The following is a 19,652-nucleotide window of genomic DNA, read 5'->3' on the forward strand; positions in this document are numbered from 1 at the left end:
TTCCGGGCCTTTAATTTGTATCTATTTGATAGCCTCAAAGACGTTGCCCAAGAATACCTAACAGAGCCTCAAGTTGAGGCTCTGCGTCAATCTTATGTGGTAGCGAGAGACGCCCATGAAGGGCAAACCCGCTCAAGCGGTGAACCGTATATTATCCACCCTGTTGCTGTTTCTCGTATTCTGGCGGAGATGCGCCTAGATATTGAGAGCTTGCAAGCAGCCCTTCTTCACGATGTTATTGAAGATACTGAAGTAACCAAAGAGGAGCTCGAAGCTCAATTTGGTACCACTGTGGCTGAGCTTGTGGATGGTGTATCTAAGCTGGATAAGCTTAAATTTCGTGATCGCAAAGAAGCGCAAGCCGAAAACTTTCGTAAGATGGTTCTTGCCATGGTGCAAGACATTCGCGTTATCTTGATCAAACTTGCCGACCGCACTCACAACATGCGCACTTTGGGAGCATTACGCCCCGATAAAAAACGCCGCATTGCTCGTGAAACGTTAGAGATCTACTCTCCTCTTGCTCATCGTCTTGGTATTCATAATATTAAGACTGAACTTGAAGAGCTCGGTTTCGAAGCTTTATACCCTAACCGTTACCGCGTTTTAAAAAATGTGGTGAAGGTCGCGCGTGGCAACCGTAACGAAATGATCGAGCGTATCCATACCGAAATCAAAGGCCGTCTTGAAGATGTTGGCCTTAACGTTCGTGTATTTGGTCGTGAAAAGAACCTGTTCTCCATCTATAACAAGATGAAAACCAAAGAGCAGCGTTTCCACACCATCATGGATATCTACGCTTTTCGTGTCGTAGTAGACAGTGCCGATACTTGTTATCGTGCGCTTGGTCAAGTACACAGCCTGTACAAGCCACGTCCTGGTCGCATGAAAGATTACATTGCAGTACCAAAAGCCAATGGCTACCAATCTCTGCACACTTCAATGGTTGGCCCTCACGGCGTGCCTGTGGAAGTGCAAATCCGTACTGAAGATATGGATCAAATGGCAGACAAAGGTGTCGCGGCACACTGGTCTTATAAAGGCAATGGCGATCGCACTGGCACAACCGCTCAGGTGAAAGCTCAGCGCTGGATGCAAAGCTTATTAGAGTTGCAACAAAGCGCCGGTAACTCATTTGAATTTATTGAAAATGTGAAATCTGATCTGTTCCCAGATGAGATCTACGTTTTCTCGCCAAAAGGTCGCATCGTTGAACTTCCTGTAGGCGCAACGGCTGTCGATTTTGCTTATGCCGTGCATACTGACGTTGGCAATATGTGTGTAGGAGCAAGAGTCGATCTTAATCCTTACCCACTCAGCAAAGCGCTCAAAAATGGCCAAACCATTGAGATCATCAGCGCGCCTGGTGCTCGTCCAAATGCTGCATGGCTCAACTATGTTGTGACTTCTCGCGCTCGAACTAAGATCCGTCAAGTTCTGAAAACCATGCGCCGTGAAGACTCCGTCACATTGGGTCGTCGTCTGCTAAATCACGCATTGGGTGAGAGCTCCATTACGGATCTCGCAGAAGAGAACGTTCAACATGTTCTTTCTGAGCTGAAAATGGCTGACATGGATGAGTTGCTGGCAGCTATTGGACTGGGTGAGTTAATGAGTATTGTTATTGCTCGTCGCTTACTTGGCTCAGCAGATGAATTAACAGAAGTCGAAGGCACAGACGGCAAGCCGAGGAAAAAGCTGCCTATCCGTGGTGCTGAAGGCATACTGCTCAACTTCGCCAAATGTTGTCACCCAATTCCTGATGATCACATCATTGCGCATGTATCACCGGGTAAAGGCTTAGTGGTTCACCGTGAAACGTGTCCGAATGTTCGCGGTTATCAACGTGAGCCAGACAAGTACATGGCGGTTGAATGGTCTGATGAATACGATCAAGAGTTTACCGCTGAATTGCAAGTTGATGTTCAAAACCATCAAGGTGCATTGGCAGAGTTAACCAATGTGATCTCTAAGACGGGTTCAAACATTCATGGTCTTTCAACAGAAGAGCGCGATGGCCGTCTGTACACCGTGACGGTGCTATTGACCACCAAAGACCGCGTACATCTAGCAAAAATCATGAAGCGTATTCGTGTTATGCCGCATGTTCTAAAGGTTCGCCGAAAGAAGAACTAACGGCTAGCGTACTCGTTTGGGACTCGTCAATATTGCGCCCATAAACGAAACGCAAACAAAGCCGATTTAGATATTGAATACCCTGTGTTTTACTTATTCTCAATAAGCCAAATACAGGGTATTTTTGTATCTCGTCGCTCAATATTTCACATCGTCATCATTAGCTCAATTCAATAACTGTCTCATATCACTGCAAATTCTCCCTGTACAAAAAGACAGTAAAATGCTTGAATAGTTTATCTATTTTTCCTTTCTGTAAGAGCGCTATTTATGTCCCAACTCCTTTCAGCCATCTCCCTTACTTCGCTCTCTGGAGTGGGTGCCAAAGTCGCTGAAAAGCTAGCAAAAGTCGGGCTCAATAACGTTCAAGATCTGCTCTTTCATCTGCCACTTCGCTACGAAGATCGCACTCGTATCTATCCCATGGTCAAACTGCATGCTGGGTTATGGGCGGCGGTACAAGGCAAAGTCATGAGCGTCGATACCATCTTCGGCAAACGTAAAATGCTGTCGGTGAAAATCAGTGACGGCAATGGCACGGTGAGCCTGAAGTTTTTCAACTTTACCGCCGGCATGAAGAACAACTTTACCGAAGGGAAACAAGTTCATGCTTATGGAGAGATCAAGCGTGGGGGAATCGGACTCGAAATTGTTCATCCTGATTATAAATTTTACGTCCCAACTCAAAAGCCGGATATTGAACAAAACCTAACGCCCGTCTACCCCACCACCGATGGGTTAAGGCAAATAACACTACGTAACCTGACCGATCAAGCCTTAGCGCTACTCGATAAAGCAGCCGTCAGTGAACTATTACCGTCAGGATTATACGATCACCAAATTACGCTAGGGGAAGCGCTGCATACCATTCATCGTCCTCCACCAAGTATTAATCTTGAGGAGTTTGATGAAGGGCGACACCCAGCTCAGCAACGCCTTATTATTGAAGAGTTGCTGGCACAAAATCTTTCTATGCTCTCTGTTCGAAGCAAAGGACAACAAGATGTTGCTTTGCCACTCGCGGAAGTGTCCAATCTCAAACAGCAGTTACTGCAACAACTTCCGTTTACTCCAACCAATGCCCAATCTCGCGTGGTGAAAGAGATTGAAGATGACCTAGTCAAGTCTCACCCTATGATGCGCTTGGTTCAGGGCGATGTGGGTTCCGGAAAAACATTGGTTGCTGCACTTGCCGCGGTTAGAGCGATTGAGCATGGTTATCAGGTGGCACTAATGGCCCCAACAGAACTACTCGCAGAGCAACATGCCATCAATTTTGGCCAATGGTTTGAAAGCATGGGAGTACAAGTAGGTTGGCTTGCAGGCAAACTCAAAGGTAAAGCCAAAGAGACTGAACTGGCGCGCATTGCCAGCGGCGAAGCGCAAATGATAGTGGGAACTCACGCACTGTTTCAGGAACATGTAGCGTTTAAAAATCTCGCTCTTGTGATCATTGATGAACAACATCGATTTGGTGTCCACCAGCGTCTAGAGTTACGTGAAAAAGGGGCAAAACAGGGCTCGTATCCACATCAATTAATCATGACCGCAACTCCCATTCCAAGGACGCTGGCCATGACTGCTTATGCCGACCTCGAAACCTCGGTGATAGATGAACTGCCACCGGGAAGAACCCCGATCCAAACCGTCGCCATTCCCGATACCAAACGCGATGATATTATTGAACGAGTGCGAAATGCCTGTCTTAATGAGGGAAAACAAGCTTATTGGGTCTGCACACTGATTGATGAGTCAGAAGCTTTGGAAGCGCAAGCGGCAGCAGATACGGCGGAAGAGCTGCAACGCATTTTGCCCGATGTAAAAATTGGGCTGGTACACGGTCGAATGAAATCAGCAGAAAAACAAGCGGTCATGAAGCAGTTCAAGGATAACGAGCTGCATCTATTAGTCGCGACGACGGTTATTGAAGTCGGTGTGGATGTACCCAATTCCAGTTTAATGATCATCGAAAACCCAGAAAGGCTCGGTTTAGCGCAACTCCACCAGCTAAGAGGCCGTGTAGGACGAGGTTCAGTCGCAAGTCATTGTGTACTCTTGTATCACGCACCACTATCAAAAACCGCACAAAAGCGCTTAGGGGTACTCCGCGAAAGTAATGATGGATTTGTAATTGCACAGCGTGATTTAGAGATCCGTGGCCCCGGTGAACTGCTTGGCACCAAGCAAACCGGAATGGCCGATTTCAAAATTGCAGACTTAGTGAGAGATCAACGCTTAATTCCAGAAGTTCAGCGCATGGCGCGCTACATTCACGATAGTTATCCTGATAATGCCCTCTCAATTATCGATCGCTGGCTAGGTGATCGCGACGTCTACGCTAAGGCATAGCTATTATTGTTAGGAGCTTCTTGTTCAGAGCCTCTTGTTAAAAGCTCTTTACTAAGAACTCCTTGCTAAGAGCCCTTTTCCTACGAGATCCTTTTTAGGCTCTCCTTTCCAAGCTGAGCTTTCCTCAAATATACCGAATGGGCACAACCCGTTCGGTTTGTTTATTTCAGATCAATTTCTCGCCACAACACGCACGCAACCGTTTGCTTTTTGTTTTCGTTTATTTATAATCGCGCACAAATTTTGAGTAAGAACACTACTCAACCCAACCTGAGTCGATTCTGATTAACAGCAATCACAGATGAAGACCGACTCAACTTAGCGTTCCCATTCAGCGAACTCTAAGCAACTTAGTCACAATTAGGATAAACACATGAAAACCCCGAACGCAGCACGCAAATCGGAACTGATCTATCAACTCAATGATCGCCCACCGCTTTTACAAACACTTTTTGCGGCCACACAGCACTTGCTCGCCATGTTTGTCGCCGTCATCACGCCCTCTTTGATTATCTGCCAAGCTCTAGGTGTCACACCTGAGCAGACAAATACCATTATCAGCATGTCTCTGTTCGCTTCTGGTATTTCATCGTTTATCCAAATTAAAACCATTGGTCCTATCGGATCAGGCTTGCTCTCCATTCAAGGCACAAGTTTCAATTTTATCGGTCCTATTATTGCGGCAGGTTTGTCGTTAAAAGCCGGAGGCGCAAGCATTGATACCGTCATGGCAGCCATTTTAGGCACCATCCTTGTAGCATCATTTAGTGAAATTCTACTTTCTCGCGTACTTGAACATGCGCGCCGTATTATCACTCCACTCGTATCTGGCATCGTCGTAACACTTATCGGCCTAACCTTGATTCAAGTGGGTTTGGTTTCTATCGGTGGAGGCTACTCAGCATTAGCCGATGGCAGTTTTGGTAGCTTAGATAAGCTTGCGTTGGCAGGGACGGTTCTTGGCTTAATCGTCATATTAAACCGTTCAAGTAACTCTTATATTCGTGTTGCCTCCATTGTGATTGCCATGTTTGTCGGTTACATGATGGCCTACTTCATGGGCATGATTGACACTTCAACACTGGCAGAAACAGAACTTATTGCGCTACCGGTTCCGATGCAGTTTGGACTAAGTTTTGACTGGTCTCTCTTCATCCCACTGGTTCTTATTTTCCTCATCACGGCACTGGAAGCGATTGGCGACATTACAGCTACTTCAGAAGTATCCGGAGAGCCAGTAAAAGGCCCTGTTTACATGAAGCGCATCAAAGGTGGTGTTCTCGCGGATGGCCTAAATTCGGCGATTGCGGCGGTATTTAATACTTTCCCGAACTCTACTTTTAGCCAAAATAACGGCATCATTTTACTGACAGGTGTTGCAAGCCGTTACGTGGGCTACTTTATTGCAGGCATGCTAATACTGCTTGGTTTGTTCCCGGGCGTTGCAAGTTTTGTACAGTTGATCCCTGAGCCTGTTCTTGGCGGAGCGACGATTGTTATGTTTGGTACGATTGCCGCTGCGGGGGTACGAATCATTTCACGTGTAGATCTTGATCGCCGTGCCATTCTCATCATGGCACTCTCATTTTCAATGGGATTGGGCATCGCACAAAAACCTGAGATCTTGCAGTTTATGCCGGAGTTCATCAAAAACATCTTCTCTTCAGGTGTGGCCGCTGGCGGGGTAACTGCGATTTTGCTTAACCTTTTACTTCCTGAAAAATTAGAAGATGAAGAGATCGAAGCAGAAGAAGCTAGAAGCTAGAAGCTAGAAGCTAGAAGCTAGAAGCTAGAAGCTAGAAATGAGTTTGATGCCATATCGCGTCAAACTCATTTTTATTTTTAAGGGACAGTTATAAATTCAATGATCTAACCACGAACAGGAAAATTAATTTGAGCTTTGAGCCCACCTTCACTGCGATTATTCATCACAACTGAACCGTGATGCTGGCTCACAATCCGTTTGACGATGGCTAAACCTAATCCAGTTCCCTCACTCCCTCTTGCGGTATCGCCACGAGTAAAAGGTTCGAATAGTTTATCAATCTGATTCGATTCAATTCCGGGCCCATTGTCTTCAACGCACACCCAAATCAATTTGCTATCAGCGGTCATTCCAGTACTCACTCGTACCCAACCATTACCGTAACGCAGTGCATTTACCACCAAATTACTCACCGCCCGCTTCATCGCAATGGGGTTGCCTCGCGCCAGTTTTAAGGTGTGGTCAATATGTGTTTCAATTTCAACCTCATACCCCCCTTCAGCACTGGCAACATCGCTGGCAATATCGTTCAAATCCACACTTTCAAACGACTCCACATTCACAGGCTTCAAATAATCCATAAACTGACTGATGATCTGATTACACTCTTCGGTATCACTGATGATCCCTTCCGCTAAATAACTATCTTCTGGTGACATCATTTCAGTCGCAAGACGTATACGAGTCAAAGGCGTTCGTAAATCATGGCTAATACCCGCCATTAGTAACGCGCGGTCCTCTTCTAGCTGCTGAATACCTTTGGACATCTGGTTAAATGCTCGCGTCACCGAACGAATTTCTGACGGACCTTTTGCTGGTAAGGGGGATGGGATTTCTCCGCTCCCCACCACTTTGGCCGCTTTTTCGAGGGCGACTAATGGTCGATTTTGCAGGCGGATGAATAGCCAACCTCCAGCGATGATTAACAGTGCCATTAACAAACTATTGTTAAACAAAGGCGCAAAGTCTTCCTCTTGTAACTCCGATAATGGGATCCGAATTAACGAGTTTGGCAACGCATCGATATCCATCCATAAAACGTAGCTATCTTCACCGAGAATCAATCTAACATTGGTGGTGGAGCCAAGTTCTTCACTCATCTCTTCACTCATTAAATCGATGGTCACAGCATGCTCAAACTCTTCCGTCGAAGGGGTGCCTTTGCCATGAATGGTGACACCAAGCTCTTCAAGCAATTGTCTTCTTAAGGGTGTTTTTAAGTCGAGTTCATCTTGCTCGTCTAGCACCAAGCGTAATTCATGCGCCAAAATTTTATTAAACTGCTGCATGCTCGGCATCAGAGCGTAATAGAACACGGCGTAATACGAATAAGCTTGGCTTGCCACCAACAGAGTGATGAACAGCAATATAGATTGAGTAAGGGAGCTACGAATACGCATCTAGAAAACCTTTAGCGAGTGAGAAACAGGGAGTGGGAGGTGAGGAGAAAGTCTAACCTGAAAATAAAAAACCCTCGGAACATGCCAAGGGTTTATCGAATTGGGTTATGCCTCTTTCCCATCTGGCACAAACACATACCCCAAACCCCACACGGTCTGAATATAGCGTGGTTTGCTTGGATCTTCTTCTAACATTCGGCGTAAACGTGAGATCTGAACATCGATAGAGCGTTCCATTGCAGAATACTCTCGACCACGAGCCATGTTCATCAACTTATCACGCGACATCGGTTCACGCGCATTGGTCACCAGAGATTTAAGTACCGCAAATTCACCCGACGTTAGCGGCATCGGCTCTTCATTACGGAACATTTCGCGAGTACCAAGGTTTAAGCGAAACTCACCAAATTCAACCATCAACTCTTCTGAGCTTGGCGCGCCCGGAGCTTCTACCACTTGGCGTCGCAACACCGCTTTAATTCGAGCAAGCAGTTCACGTGGGTTGAAAGGTTTTGGCAAATAATCATCGGCACCCACTTCCAGCCCAACAATGCGATCAACCTCATCGCCTTTTGCCGTTAACATTAAGATAGGTAGCATGTTATTGGCACTGCGAAGACGACGACAAATCGACAAGCCATCTTCCCCTGGTAACATGAGATCCAGCACCATAAGGTGGAAATTTTCACGAGTTAACAGGCGGTCCATCTGCTCACTGTTAGCGACACTACGTACTTGGAAGCCTTGCTCAGACAAGTAACGTTCTAGTAATGCACGCAAACGCGCGTCATCATCGACCACTAATATTTTATGATTTTCTTGCATCTACTGATTCCACCTATTAAAAGCGTCCACCTCAAGAGATAAGGCAGTGAAAAATGTAACAGACTCAGGGAAAAAGTCGCCTAAATAATTGTTAACGTTTGTTGCCTTTGCCGACATAGTAACGCATCAACTCGTCTAACTTGGTCAGTATTTCGACAAGTATGTCACATCAAGCATTATCTGTAGCCCCACCGTTCGTTCAGGCCAAACTCAATGCTTAACGAAATTATTAACTAAGCGCTCGGCTATGCTTGCGGCTTCTCGTAAGTGATTGAGTTAATGAACCACTCTTTATCACCTTCTGGTGTACGCACCACAAATTCATCATCCACTTCTTTTTTGAGCAGTGCTCTCGCCATTGGTGAATCTATCGAGATGTAGCCTTTACTATCTCCATAAATTTCTTCAGGGCCAACAATACGAAACTTTTTCACTTCACCAGCTTCATTTTCGATCTCTATCCACGCACCAAAAAAGGCTTTTCCTTCTTGCTGAGGTGAATAATCAACAATCGTGACATCCGGTAAGAACTTACGTAAAAACCGAACTCGGCGATCAATTTGTCTTAATAAACGCTTATTAAAAGTGTAATCCGCATTTTCAGAGCGATCTCCTAAGCTTGCTGCCCAAGTAACAATTTTGGTCACTTCTGGGCGTCTCTCATGCCATAGGTAATCGTGCTCTTGCTTCAGTTTGTTGTAGCCTTCCCGAGTAATCAGTTTGGTTTTCAATGTCGCATCTCTATACGAGTAAAGTTTTATCTAGTAGTACCGAAAATGAGTCATCATTGTCAATCAGTCTCGACTGTCATTGATTCAGTAAGTAGTCCTCATCACTCCCCACCAGCGCTCCGTACTTCAGTAAGTTCTTACCTAAGATCATGCTGTAGCGGAATCGAGAGCGATCTTGAAGATTGACCCGAATGGTTTTATTTACCTTCCCCAGTTGCACGTTCATCTCAACAACAGGCCTGATGGTTGGCTTCTCTCCTTTCTTCGCTTTGATTCGCATCACATCCACCATAGGTCGGGTAAAATCTTGTTTTTGTCCCTGATCATTTTGATAGGTGAAGCTCACCATCGGTTTTCCATCTTGCTTGAACTGTTTAATATTAAGAGCATGCATTGAGCTTACATCGGCACCAGTATCCAATTTAACCGGAAAGGTCATCCCTTCCACGGTCGCCTTTTCAATGTGTCCTGCTCGAAACAGTGGATAGTCTTCCAATAAGTGATCAGAGCGCGTATTGATAAGCACGCCATCTTTTACCATTTTCTTACCAATCACAAAGTAAGCGTCATCTTCCTTACCGTTGTCGAGTGTTTCTAAAGCAAATTGAAGCGTTTTATGTCGCCCACCTAATTCAAAATCCCCCTCAATAATCGGTCTTACTGAATTGCCCACTTTGATTCTTTTGATCACTGGTTTGGTTATTTTCTGTTTATTGCCTGCACTATCTTTCAAGTAGTAGCTAACCGTGCGGTTTTCCCCCGTGGTCATCTCATAGCTGTCGACTTTAAGCATTGGCGTTTTTACTGTAAAAGAGGGCTCAGCTTGAAGTTTGTAACCATCAATCACAACGTGTTCAAAGGTAGAGACAACTAAAGGCTTATGTTGATCAATTCTCTGCTGATAAGTGTATTGGGAAGCGTTCACTTTGCCGTTTTTTGTCGATGGTTCCGCTTTCAATTGAGTCGCAAGGAAATTTTCTTCATCGGTATCAATCATAAAGTATTGATTCAACGTATCCTGCCCCACACTCAATATGGAAGATGACTCACCTCTGTCTTTTAAATACGCCTGCATATAGTGAACCTCATCACCAAGTATGACAGGTAAATTGACCAGTGGGCGTTCGTGACCATTCACATTCAGCATTCGATCTAAAGGCAAAGAGAGCGTCTTTTTTACCTCATCAACACTGATTGCATCAAAAGTGACACGTTGTGCTTGTGGATCGACATGGATGTTTTCAGCATGCATATTGGAATATTTGTTGATCCCAAGGAACCGCGTCTCAATCGGTAAGCCCGCTAACTCTAACTGCTCTTTTTTCCCCACAATTTTCGAGTTCGGCTGCTGTTGTAAGTAATCATAGCCTGCTAATACCCAAGCGTTATGCTCAAGAAAGCTTTTTCCTATCAAAATAGAGGCTGAAAAATTACCTCGATCGGTCAAGTTCACCTTGGTGTTCACCGTCTTTCCTGCAATGGTCAATGGTAGGCGAATGACGGGCCTATAAAGGGGAGTTTCACTGGTTCGGCTGCGGATAACACCTATATTTTCAAGAGGACGTTGCACCTTAACCTCTTTTCCAGTGTAAGGGTGTCGAAGAGTAAAAGAGACGCTCGCACTTACCCTGTTCGGTGTTTTATCAAACGCTTTTTCTAGCGCTTTCAATAATTCTAGCTTCGGTAAACCTTGCAGTTCAGGAGCGTCGCTGAAGACTTGAATATTGTCGGCATGTATGGAAGTGGTGTCGGCTCCGGTATCAATTTTCCCGACAAAAGGGACACCACTTAAAGCATCAATATCTGAATAATAGACACGCTCAACTCGCCCTAAAACAATTTTATTATCGACTTCATACACCGGATATTGAGTGGTCGCAGAAGAGAGTTCATTTGCTTGTAAACCGACGCTCCACGACATCAAAATGAGCAGTAACATGAACGATATAAGCGACATAAGCGATAAGCGGGCAGCCAATACTGTTTTCGCTGGCGTAACAATAAGCGAAAAAGACCGAGTAGCAACGGTTCGTATCTCATCGACCAATGATGTCAGTATTGATGGTATCTTCAGCATTCTATATTCCCATATCGTTCATGATTACTAATTATCCACATTCGAGCCCTCATATGCTCATAAGTTCTGATTGAAGTTGAGGTTTTGACAAAATATTAACTTAACAGCGTAATAAAAATTCAATATCTATTTAGAATTGACAACTTCATCGGGTGAGATTGGAAATAGCTAACTTCGCCCCCATGTTATTAGCATAAAATTATTCATACCGACGGCTAGAGCTAAGAAAGTTTAGCCTGAAAATAGAGATGAGACCCCACGGATGAGCCAAGTTATTTGCCAACAAATTGCTCAAGAGCTGAATGTACGCTCTGAGCAAGTGATCGCAGCGGTTACCTTAATCGATGACGGAAACACCGTCCCTTTCATTGCCCGATACCGTAAAGAGGTGACGGGTGGACTCGATGATACTCAACTGCGTAATTTAGACACTCGCTTATCTTATCTCAGAGAGCTTAATGATCGCCGTCAAAGCATCATCAAGGCGATTCAAGACCAAGGCAAGATGACACCTGAACTGCAAAAAGAGATCAATGATGCAGACAGTAAAACTCGCCTCGAAGATTTATACCTTCCATACAAACAGAAACGTCGCACCAAAGGTCAAATCGCTATCGAAGCGGGACTTGAACCTCTAGCCGACAAATTATGGAATGAACCACAGACTAATCCTGATTCTGAAGCGGATAAATACATCAGCAGCGACAAAGGCATTGCGGATACCAAAGCGGCCCTCGACGGGGCAAGAGTCATCATCATGGAACGCATTGCCGAAGATGCGAATTTACTCGAAAAAGTCCGAACTTATCTAACCCGTAACGCTGAACTTTCTGCGCGCGTGGTCGCAGGCAAAGAGCAAGCAGGCGAAAAATTTAAAGACTACTTCGAACATAATGAAGCGATCAGCAAAGCTCCCTCACACCGTGCGCTTGCGATGCTTCGTGGTCGTAATGAAGGCTTCTTACAACTTTCTATGAATGCCGATCCCGCGCAAGATGAAAGCATTCGTAGCTCTTACTGCGAAACGATTATTTCCGACCATTACGGCATTTCACTGAGCAACGCACCCGCCGATGCTTGGCGTAAGCAAGTGATCAGCTGGGCGTGGCGCATTAAAGTATCGATGCACATGGAAACCGAGCTGATGGGCAGCATGAAAGAGCGTGCGGAAGTGGAAGCCATTGAAGTGTTTGCCACCAACCTAAAAGATCTACTCATGGCAGCACCGGCTGGTCCTCGTGCAACGCTGGGTCTTGATCCGGGTTTACGTACTGGTTCTAAAATTGCGGTTGTTGACCCGACAGGTAAAGTTCTTGCAACAGAGACCATCTACCCTCACCCACCACAAAAGCAGTACGACAAATCCGCTCATGTGGTTGAACAGATGGTACGAAAATACAATGTTGATCTGATTGCCATTGGTAATGGTACGGCTTCACGTGAAACGGACTCTTTCGTTGCTGATGTCATTAAACGTGGCAACCTGAAAGTACAAAAAATCATTGTGAGCGAAGCGGGGGCATCGGTTTATTCGGCTTCTGAGTTAGCGGCGAAAGAGTTCCCAGACATGGATGTATCGATCCGTGGTGCGGTGTCGATTGCGCGTCGTTTACAAGATCCTCTCGCTGAACTAGTGAAGATTGATCCAAAATCTATCGGGGTGGGCCAATACCAGCACGATGTGAGCCAGAGCATGCTAGCAAAACGTCTAGACGCGATTGTTGAAGATTGTGTGAATGCGGTTGGTGTTGATGTGAATACCGCTTCTGCCGCTCTACTGACGCGGGTTGCTGGTCTCTCTAATACAATTGCGCAGAACATTGTCGATTACCGCGATGAAAATGGACGATTTGAAGCTCGTACTGCATTGAAGAAAGTCGCGCGTCTTGGGCCAAAAGCGTTTGAACAGTGTGCGGGTTTCTTACGAATCATGGATGGTAAAAACCCTCTGGATGCCTCTTCTGTTCACCCTGAAGCGTACCCATTAGTGAAAACCATCGCGGCAAAAAACAGCAAAGATGTGAAAGGTTTGATTGGCGACAGTCAGTTCCTACGCGGTTTGCATGCGATTGATTACACGGACGATAACTTTGGTGTCCCGACGATCACCGACATCATCAAAGAGCTTGATAAACCAGGACGCGATCCACGTCCAGAGTTCAAAACCGCGACATTTGCGGAAGGGGTGAATACCGTTTCTGATCTTGAAGTTGGTATGGTGTTGGAAGGCGTTGTATCAAACGTGGCGAACTTTGGTGCCTTCGTTGATATCGGCGTTCACCAAGATGGCTTAGTGCATATTTCCGCGCTAACCGATCGCTACGTTGCCGATCCACGAGAAGTGGTGAAAGCGGGTGATATCGTGAAAGTAAAAGTCATGGAAGTTGATGCCCAGCGTAAACGTATCGCTCTGACAATGCGCCTTAACGATGAGCCAGGACAAGATAATCGCAGCCAACGCTCTTCAGGACAAAACCAAGCATCGAAACCGGCACGCCAACAGCAAGAGCGTCAACAGTCAGGTCGACAACAACAAAACCGAGATCAGCGTTCTGCTCCTCAAAATGCAGCAATGGGTGGCGCTTTCGCGGCGGCATTTGCTAAAGCCAAAAAGTAGTCGCTGATCTGCCATGAGCTAATCTTTCGTAAACTAATCGGTCATGGGCTAATAATCCGATGAACCAATTAGCGCGATGAACCAATTAGCGCGATGAACCAGTTAGTACGATGAACCAATAAAAAGGCCAATACTTGCGTATTGGCCTTTATTCGATGGCTCTGATCATTAACATCATGTTCATAGTATCGCTATTACTTCTGAAGGTGTATTGGGTACAACAGCATGACCATAATGATATTTAATCACCTTTCGCCGTCGCTCCATTTGCCCCTCTTTAATCGCTGCATCTAAAATGTGCTTAGGCAGCCGAAATCGTATGGTGTAACTCTTGCCTTGATCTTTGCTATAGGTCTGTAAAGCAATCAAATCGAATAACCTATCTATTGGGTCCTTCAACTCTTCATGATTAACAGCAGCAGTCTCTGACTCTGTTTCCATCGAATACCCAGGGTGCTCTGATGGATCCCAAGAAGATTGCCTTCGACGTTTATCGTCTGCTTTAACCTTACGCTCCGCATTGGCTTTTGCTAACGCTACGGTCGGCATTACGGGTTCTCGCACTTTATTGTCGCGCGCAACCTGTTCCGTTTGTACATTTACCGATGGGGCGATCAGTGGCACACTTACTGTCGTGGGTGACACAATCATCGTCGAAACCTCCTCAGCATCGCCCGAAGTTACTCTCTGCTTGTTTCCAAGCAGCCCCATTCAAAGCAATCGCTCGTTTTCATCAACTCACTACAGGTCAGTTCAAACCTAGCGCTCTGTTTGGTTAGGTTATATATCGACCAGTTTGTTCATTTATTTAGCAATTTATTTACACTTATACTTGCTCGTCAAAACGAATCAACTGATGACAAAATGCCTCAGGCTCGGTCATGAAAGGCGCGTGCGACGATTGAGTGAAAATAAACTGCTCACTTTCCGGTAAGCTTTTATCCAAATCCTTTGCGACCTTAATTGGCACCAACCCATCTAAACGCCCATACAAACGCAGTAACGGCATCGAGAGATCAGGCAGTTGATGGCGCAAATCCACATCCGCGAGCATGGTTAACCCTGCGAGTAACGATTTTGGGTTGGGCATCGGCCTCGACAATACCGCTTGTTTTAGCTGCTTAAGATCGTGCCTCGCGGAAGGACTCCCCATCGCTTGCAGCGCCATAAAACGTTCGATGGTCGTTTGAAAATCTTCCACCAGCTGATCGGTAAAAGCACTCAATACATTTGGTTGTATTCCGCGCCACGGTTTTTCAGCAGAGAATTTAGGAGAACTGGCAACCGTTACGAGCTTGCTGACGTAATCCGCATGATGCAGCGCCATGTGCGTGGCAACTAATCCACCTAAAGACCAACCAACCCAAATCGCTTGCTTTGGCGCTTGTTCAAGAAGCTGCTGGGCAATTTGCTCAAGATTTTCAGCGTGGCATTCCGCACTGTGTCCATAGCCGGGTAAATCGACAACATGGACACGAAAATGAGGAGACAACGCATCAACCGTCTGCTGCCAAACCGCGCCATTCATACCCCAGCCATGAACTAAAACCAGATCATTGCCTCGCCCAGTGACATGCCAATATAAAGGTGTGCTCATGCTCTCAAATTCTCCCACTAATTCCATACTGAGATACGTTGCTATCACGCTAACGTATCTCTGTTGTCCATCTATTAAGTGAAATTCATGTTATCTCATTGGCGAGAAAAAACCACACTCCTCAACCGATTAAGCCAGTGCCATTTGTGCGGGCTCAATATAGAGAATCGCTTGGTAACGGACATGTGGTGCCAGCACTGCTATCAATACTTTCTATCTCAACCCCGCTGCCTACGTTGTGGGATCCCCACCTTAACGACGGTAGATCAATGCGGTAACTGCTTATCAAACCCACCGTTATGGCACCGCTTATATTGTGTCAATGATTACACTTTCCCGACCTCTGGCTACGTTCATCAATTTAAGTATCAAAAGAAATACTGGTTCGCTAAAAACTTGGCTCGACTACTCGCTAATAACATTGATCAACCCGCTCCCATCATCACTGGCGTCCCCTTACATTGGCAACGATACATAAGAAGAGGTTTCAATCAGAGTGAACTGCTCGCTCACTATCTGGCAAAACAATCCCCAAACTCAATCCACCTTAAACAAGCTTTTATTCGCACTCGGTCTACCCCCGCACAACAGGGGTTATCTAAAGAGCAGAGGCAAGTGAACCTTCATCAAGCGTTCCAATTATCACGGATACCAAAGGCTTCTCACGTCGCGATTGTTGATGATGTCGTTACCACAGGATGTACAGTACGACATTTATGTAAATTACTACTTGAAGTGGGCGTCGAAAGAATTGATATTTACTGTGTATGCCGTACTCCTGAACCAGCCAGCTAAAACTCTTGCGATTCATTTGGTTATAACAAGAGGTGAATTAGAATAAAAAAGGGCTGAATTCATATTCTGACAGGAGTAGAATGGTGCTAATAACCTACAATTTTACTCAGGTATTCGTCGTGTCAAATATTACAATTACAGAAACTGCTCAATCTCATTTTGCTAACCTATTAGGTCAGCAGCCTGAAGGCACGAATATTCGCGTATTCGTGGTTAACCCTGGAACTCAAAACGCAGAGTGTGGCGTATCTTACTGCCCACAAGAAGCGATTGAATCCACGGATACACAGCTACCTTTTGAACACTTTTCAGCGTATGTTGATGAGCTGAGCTTACCTTTCCTAGATGAAGCAGAGATTGACTTTGTCACTGATAAGATGGGTTCTCAGTTAACGCTAAAAGCGCCAAATGCGAAAATGCGCAAAGTGGCTGACGATGCATCACTGATGGAACGTGTAGAATACGCCATCCAAACTCAAGTTAACCCACAACTGGCAGGCCACGGCGGTCACGTAAGCCTTGTTGAGATCACTGAAGATGGCGCAGCAATTGTTGCCTTTGGTGGCGGTTGTAACGGTTGTTCTATGGTTGATGTCACTTTAAAAGAAGGCATCGAGAAAGAGCTGCTTCAACAGTTCGAAGGTGAACTAACTGCGGTTCGTGATGCAACAGAGCACGATCGTGGTGAACACTCTTACTACTAAGAAGAGTGTGCTTACTAAGAAGAAAGCGTTTACTAAGAAAAAAGTAGTTCCAACCTAAATATTGAGAGGCTGACATGAAAGTGTCAGCCTTTTCTTTACCTGAACATCACCGATGAATGAATGCCCTTCTCAAAATAGCTGACGCCCCAGTTCCGGCAGTAAAACGATTCTGTTGTGACACTTTACGAATAGAGCCCTCATTACTGATATATATTTATAAATAAATCGATTGCTTAAAAACTCACCCTTTCCAAATCATCACTTTTTCCCATATATTAGAGGCTCTCATCATTGAAAGTGACCAACGCTAAGGAGTGAGCGAACATGAGCAAAAAGAAAGGGCCTGAGATTCTGGCTCAACAGGTCGTCGCTCAATCAAAACTATTCTCTATCGAATCAATGGATCTGCGTTTCTCTAATGGGGTTGAACGAACCTATGAACGCATGAAACCGAGTGGTCGCCACGCAGTCATGATGGTTCCTATTACGGAACGCGGTGATATTTTATTAGTGCGTGAATATGCTGCCGGAACGGAACGTTATGAGCTAGGCTTTCCAAAAGGGCTCATTGATGCAGGTGAAACCGCGTTGCAAGCTGCAGATCGTGAATTAAAAGAAGAGATAGGTTTTGGTAGTCACCAACTAACACCGTTAAAAGAGGTCATTCTCGCCCCCTCTTATTTTTCCAGTAAAATGACGCTGTTCATCGCTCAAGGCCTTTACCCACAAACACTGGAAGGGGATGAACCAGAGCCACTGGAAATAGTACGTTGGCCACTGGCACAAGCCGAAGAGTTACTGACTCATTTAGATTTTTGCGAAGCCAGAAGCATTACTGCGCTACTACTCACATTGCGAGCTTTACCGACACTCGGAGAATAAATAGGAACGTTTATGCCCATTACAAAAGATTTGTCTCATCTTATTCCATCAGTCATTGAAGTCGCTCGTTCTGCTGGACAGTTGATTCTAGATATCTACGAATCCAAACAGTATGAAGCGTTTACTAAAAGTGATGAAACTCCAGTAACGAGTGCCGATCTTGCCGCGCATAAATTGATCATGGAGCGACTGACCGAGCTCACTCCAGACATTCCGGTTCTTTCTGAAGAAGATACCGATATCAGCTTCGAACAGCGCTCTCAATGGAATCGATACTGGTTGGTTGACCCTCTTGATGGCACCCAAGAATTTATTGCTCGTAGTGGTGACTTCGCAACCATCATCGCTCTTGTAGAAAATAACAAACCGGTGATGGGTGTAGTATATGCGCCAGTGTCTGGTGTCACCTATTATGCCTATCAAGGGAAAGGGGCATGGAAAATCCCTGACATGGCTGAGAGCGTTAAGATTAAAACTCACAAACATGAAGGCAGTCAGCAATCTATTGCCATTGCGATCAGCCGTCGCCAAGACATCAATTGCATCACCAATCGAATGAGCGCTCAGTGGAATTATGATCTTGTCCCTCTCGGCTCTGCGGCACTCAAAGCGTGCTTAGTCGCAGAAGGAGCAGTGGACTGTTACCTTCGTTTAGGACCGACTGGAGAGTGGGATACCGCCGCGACTCAATGCATCGTTGAAGAGGCCGGTGGCCGAATATTAAGTACCCTACTGGATCCACTCTCATACAACGAAAGAGATACATTGGAGAACCCTAACTTTATTGTTATCGGTGATGAAGCCCTACCTTGGGACAATATTCTGCAAGTGAAAGATTAATCACTCCATACTCACTGGTATTCATGCAAACAAAAATCCCTCGACAAGTGCGAGGGATTTTTATTAAGTACAGAAGCAATACACAGCTCAGTTTCAGCGAAACGTAATCCGCCTCAGCTAGACCTAGCCAGTGACAGCTAACCTAACCAGATTCTGAGAAACATCGGCTTAAAAACGGCCTTGGTAGTTAAACTGATACTTACCTTGCCCATCAGGATTACCTAACCATTTTAATTGTGCCTTCATAGCCGCAGGGAATTCGGCGCCAGGTTTAAACCACGCTTGGCTGCTATAACGACGGTTAGGGGTTAACTCACCGGTAAATTCACTGCTAACATTGGAGCTCTGCTGTCCACCCTTCGCACTGATCTTACTATCCGCACAAGTAAAGTCGGCAATCACTGGCCCTAAATCAAGGCTTCCAATTGGCGATTCAACACTGCTACTACTCCACGCCAGTGAACCTTCACCCGCTTGGCACCAAGGGCTCGCGTAAGTCATCTGCTTAATGGTTAGCTCTAATTGACCATTCAGAGTCACAGGAACGGGAATTGGCATAGGAGATAAGGCTAATGCTTGCTCTGCTGGCATTGACGCCACAACACTCTCCGCATAAGGGCCCGACAAACCATACCCAACCATGCCTTTACCATGCAGCCCAATATCACTGCCACGTCCAAAGCGGACGGCAAATTCAGCTTTCGCTTGGAATAGTTGGCTTAACTGAAAATTCCAGTTTGCAGCACCATAATTTCGCTTCTGCCAACTCACTTGATCCGCTCGACCCTGCCAAACCGTACCTTGAGCGCCTTCGATTTTAAGCCCTCGAACGCTCGGCATGTGTTGCAGTACAAAAGAGATGGGTAGATGAGCCAACAAACTGACTGAGAATACCAATACAAATATGACGCTATAAAGAATCCCGCGTTTCACT

At 45.6% G+C, this 19,652-nt stretch carries 15 protein-coding genes; 8 read left to right on the plus strand and 7 right to left on the minus strand.

Annotation, left to right across the window (positions count from 1 at the left end; translation table 11 throughout):
* Positions 1–15 precede the first annotated feature (15 nt).
* The 3 genes from spoT to FCV43_RS03635 all read left to right on the plus strand — a co-directional run bounded on the left by spoT (position 16) and on the right by FCV43_RS03635 (position 6,250).
* On the plus strand, positions 16–2,136 hold the full coding sequence (gene spoT / locus FCV43_RS03625) for a bifunctional GTP diphosphokinase/guanosine-3',5'-bis pyrophosphate 3'-pyrophosphohydrolase (protein ID WP_113796205.1): 2,121 nt from the start codon (positions 16–18) through the stop codon (positions 2,134–2,136).
* A 270-nt stretch (positions 2,137–2,406) separates the two neighbouring features.
* Positions 2,407–4,485 carry an ATP-dependent DNA helicase RecG gene (gene recG, locus FCV43_RS03630; RefSeq protein ID WP_136994060.1) on the plus strand — a complete coding sequence of 693 codons (2,079 nt, stop codon included), beginning with the start codon at positions 2,407–2,409 and terminating at the stop codon, positions 4,483–4,485.
* A 373-nt stretch (positions 4,486–4,858) separates the two neighbouring features.
* A complete protein-coding gene (locus FCV43_RS03635) occupies positions 4,859–6,250 on the plus strand; it encodes a uracil-xanthine permease family protein (protein WP_136994061.1) in 1,392 nt (463 codons plus the stop codon).
* A gap of 104 nt (positions 6,251–6,354) precedes the next feature.
* Here the strand turns inward: FCV43_RS03635 and envZ are convergent, their stop codons facing one another.
* The 4 genes from envZ to FCV43_RS03655 form a co-directional block, all read right to left on the minus strand.
* Positions 6,355–7,650 (minus strand): two-component system sensor histidine kinase EnvZ, encoded by a 1,296-nt coding sequence (gene envZ, locus FCV43_RS03640; protein WP_113796200.1) that lies wholly within the window; start codon positions 7,648–7,650, stop codon positions 6,355–6,357.
* Between the two features lie 105 nt (positions 7,651–7,755).
* Positions 7,756–8,475: an osmolarity response regulator transcription factor OmpR gene (gene ompR / locus FCV43_RS03645; protein ID WP_017052048.1), complete on the minus strand. Its 720-nt coding sequence runs from the start codon at positions 8,473–8,475 to the stop codon at positions 7,756–7,758.
* Between the two features lie 245 nt (positions 8,476–8,720).
* Positions 8,721–9,206 (minus strand): transcription elongation factor GreB, encoded by a 486-nt coding sequence (gene greB, locus FCV43_RS03650; RefSeq protein WP_017052049.1) that lies wholly within the window; start codon positions 9,204–9,206, stop codon positions 8,721–8,723.
* A 76-nt stretch (positions 9,207–9,282) separates the two neighbouring features.
* A complete protein-coding gene (locus tag FCV43_RS03655) occupies positions 9,283–11,145 on the minus strand; it encodes an ATP-dependent zinc protease family protein (protein WP_136994106.1) in 1,863 nt (620 codons plus the stop codon).
* Positions 11,146–11,545: 400 nt separating this feature from the next.
* Between FCV43_RS03655 and FCV43_RS03660 the strand changes: the two genes are divergently transcribed.
* Complete coding sequence (locus FCV43_RS03660) at positions 11,546–13,900, plus strand: Tex family protein (RefSeq protein WP_136994062.1); 2,355 nt, start codon at positions 11,546–11,548, stop codon at positions 13,898–13,900.
* Positions 13,901–14,080: 180 nt separating this feature from the next.
* Here FCV43_RS03660 and FCV43_RS03665 read toward each other — a convergent pair whose 3' ends face one another.
* Positions 14,081–14,551 carry a hypothetical protein gene (locus tag FCV43_RS03665; RefSeq protein ID WP_029203301.1) on the minus strand — a complete coding sequence of 157 codons (471 nt, stop codon included), beginning with the start codon at positions 14,549–14,551 and terminating at the stop codon, positions 14,081–14,083.
* Positions 14,552–14,726: 175 nt separating this feature from the next.
* Positions 14,727–15,497: a pimeloyl-ACP methyl ester esterase BioH gene (gene bioH / locus FCV43_RS03670; protein WP_170961600.1), complete on the minus strand. Its 771-nt coding sequence runs from the start codon at positions 15,495–15,497 to the stop codon at positions 14,727–14,729.
* An 87-nt stretch (positions 15,498–15,584) separates the two neighbouring features.
* Here bioH and FCV43_RS03675 point away from each other — a divergent pair, with 87 nt between their 5' ends.
* From FCV43_RS03675 to cysQ, 4 genes are all read left to right on the plus strand, one after another.
* Positions 15,585–16,292: a ComF family protein gene (locus FCV43_RS03675; protein WP_084654766.1), complete on the plus strand. Its 708-nt coding sequence runs from the start codon at positions 15,585–15,587 to the stop codon at positions 16,290–16,292.
* A 119-nt stretch (positions 16,293–16,411) separates the two neighbouring features.
* Complete coding sequence (nfuA, locus tag FCV43_RS03680; RefSeq protein ID WP_029203303.1) at positions 16,412–16,996, plus strand: Fe-S biogenesis protein NfuA; 585 nt, start codon at positions 16,412–16,414, stop codon at positions 16,994–16,996.
* A 324-nt stretch (positions 16,997–17,320) separates the two neighbouring features.
* The gene (gene nudE / locus FCV43_RS03685) at positions 17,321–17,878 is read left to right on the plus strand and encodes an ADP compounds hydrolase NudE (protein ID WP_136994063.1); all 558 of its coding nucleotides are present in this window, start codon (positions 17,321–17,323) and stop codon (positions 17,876–17,878) included.
* Between the two features lie 12 nt (positions 17,879–17,890).
* Positions 17,891–18,718, plus strand: coding sequence for a 3'(2'),5'-bisphosphate nucleotidase CysQ (gene cysQ, locus FCV43_RS03690; RefSeq protein ID WP_017052057.1), 828 nt, complete (start codon positions 17,891–17,893; stop codon positions 18,716–18,718).
* A gap of 168 nt (positions 18,719–18,886) precedes the next feature.
* On the opposite strand, the gene FCV43_RS03695 is transcribed toward cysQ, so the two are convergent.
* Positions 18,887–19,651, minus strand: a complete 765-nt coding sequence (locus FCV43_RS03695) for a type II secretion system protein N (RefSeq protein WP_170961601.1) — start codon at positions 19,649–19,651, stop codon at positions 18,887–18,889.
* Position 19,652: the final 1 nt, after the last annotated feature.

It is taken from the genome of Vibrio genomosp. F6, assembly GCF_005146325.1.
In the GTDB taxonomy this organism is placed as follows: Bacteria; Pseudomonadota; Gammaproteobacteria; order Enterobacterales; family Vibrionaceae; genus Vibrio; species Vibrio cortegadensis.

What these genes read in the sequence shown, in the direction of transcription:
- recG (WP_136994060.1), top strand. Translation starts at nt 2,407, where the DNA reads ATGTCCCAACTCCTTTCAGCCATCTCCCTTACTTCGCTCTCTGGAGTG.
- FCV43_RS03635 (WP_136994061.1), top strand. Translation starts at nt 4,859, where the DNA reads ATGAAAACCCCGAACGCAGCACGCAAATCGGAACTGATCTATCAACTC.
- envZ (WP_113796200.1), bottom strand. Translation starts at nt 7,650, where the DNA reads ATGCGTATTCGTAGCTCCCTTACTCAATCTATATTGCTGTTCATCACT.
- ompR (WP_017052048.1), bottom strand. Translation starts at nt 8,475, where the DNA reads ATGCAAGAAAATCATAAAATATTAGTGGTCGATGATGACGCGCGTTTG.
- FCV43_RS03655 (WP_136994106.1), bottom strand. Translation starts at nt 11,145, where the DNA reads ATGTTACTGCTCATTTTGATGTCGTGGAGCGTCGGTTTACAAGCAAAT.
- FCV43_RS03660 (WP_136994062.1), top strand. Translation starts at nt 11,546, where the DNA reads ATGAGCCAAGTTATTTGCCAACAAATTGCTCAAGAGCTGAATGTACGC.
- FCV43_RS03665 (WP_029203301.1), bottom strand. Translation starts at nt 14,551, where the DNA reads ATGATTGTGTCACCCACGACAGTAAGTGTGCCACTGATCGCCCCATCG.
- bioH (WP_170961600.1), bottom strand. Translation starts at nt 15,497, where the DNA reads ATGAGCACACCTTTATATTGGCATGTCACTGGGCGAGGCAATGATCTG.
- FCV43_RS03675 (WP_084654766.1), top strand. Translation starts at nt 15,585, where the DNA reads ATGTTATCTCATTGGCGAGAAAAAACCACACTCCTCAACCGATTAAGC.
- nudE (WP_136994063.1), top strand. Translation starts at nt 17,321, where the DNA reads ATGAGCAAAAAGAAAGGGCCTGAGATTCTGGCTCAACAGGTCGTCGCT.
- cysQ (WP_017052057.1), top strand. Translation starts at nt 17,891, where the DNA reads ATGCCCATTACAAAAGATTTGTCTCATCTTATTCCATCAGTCATTGAA.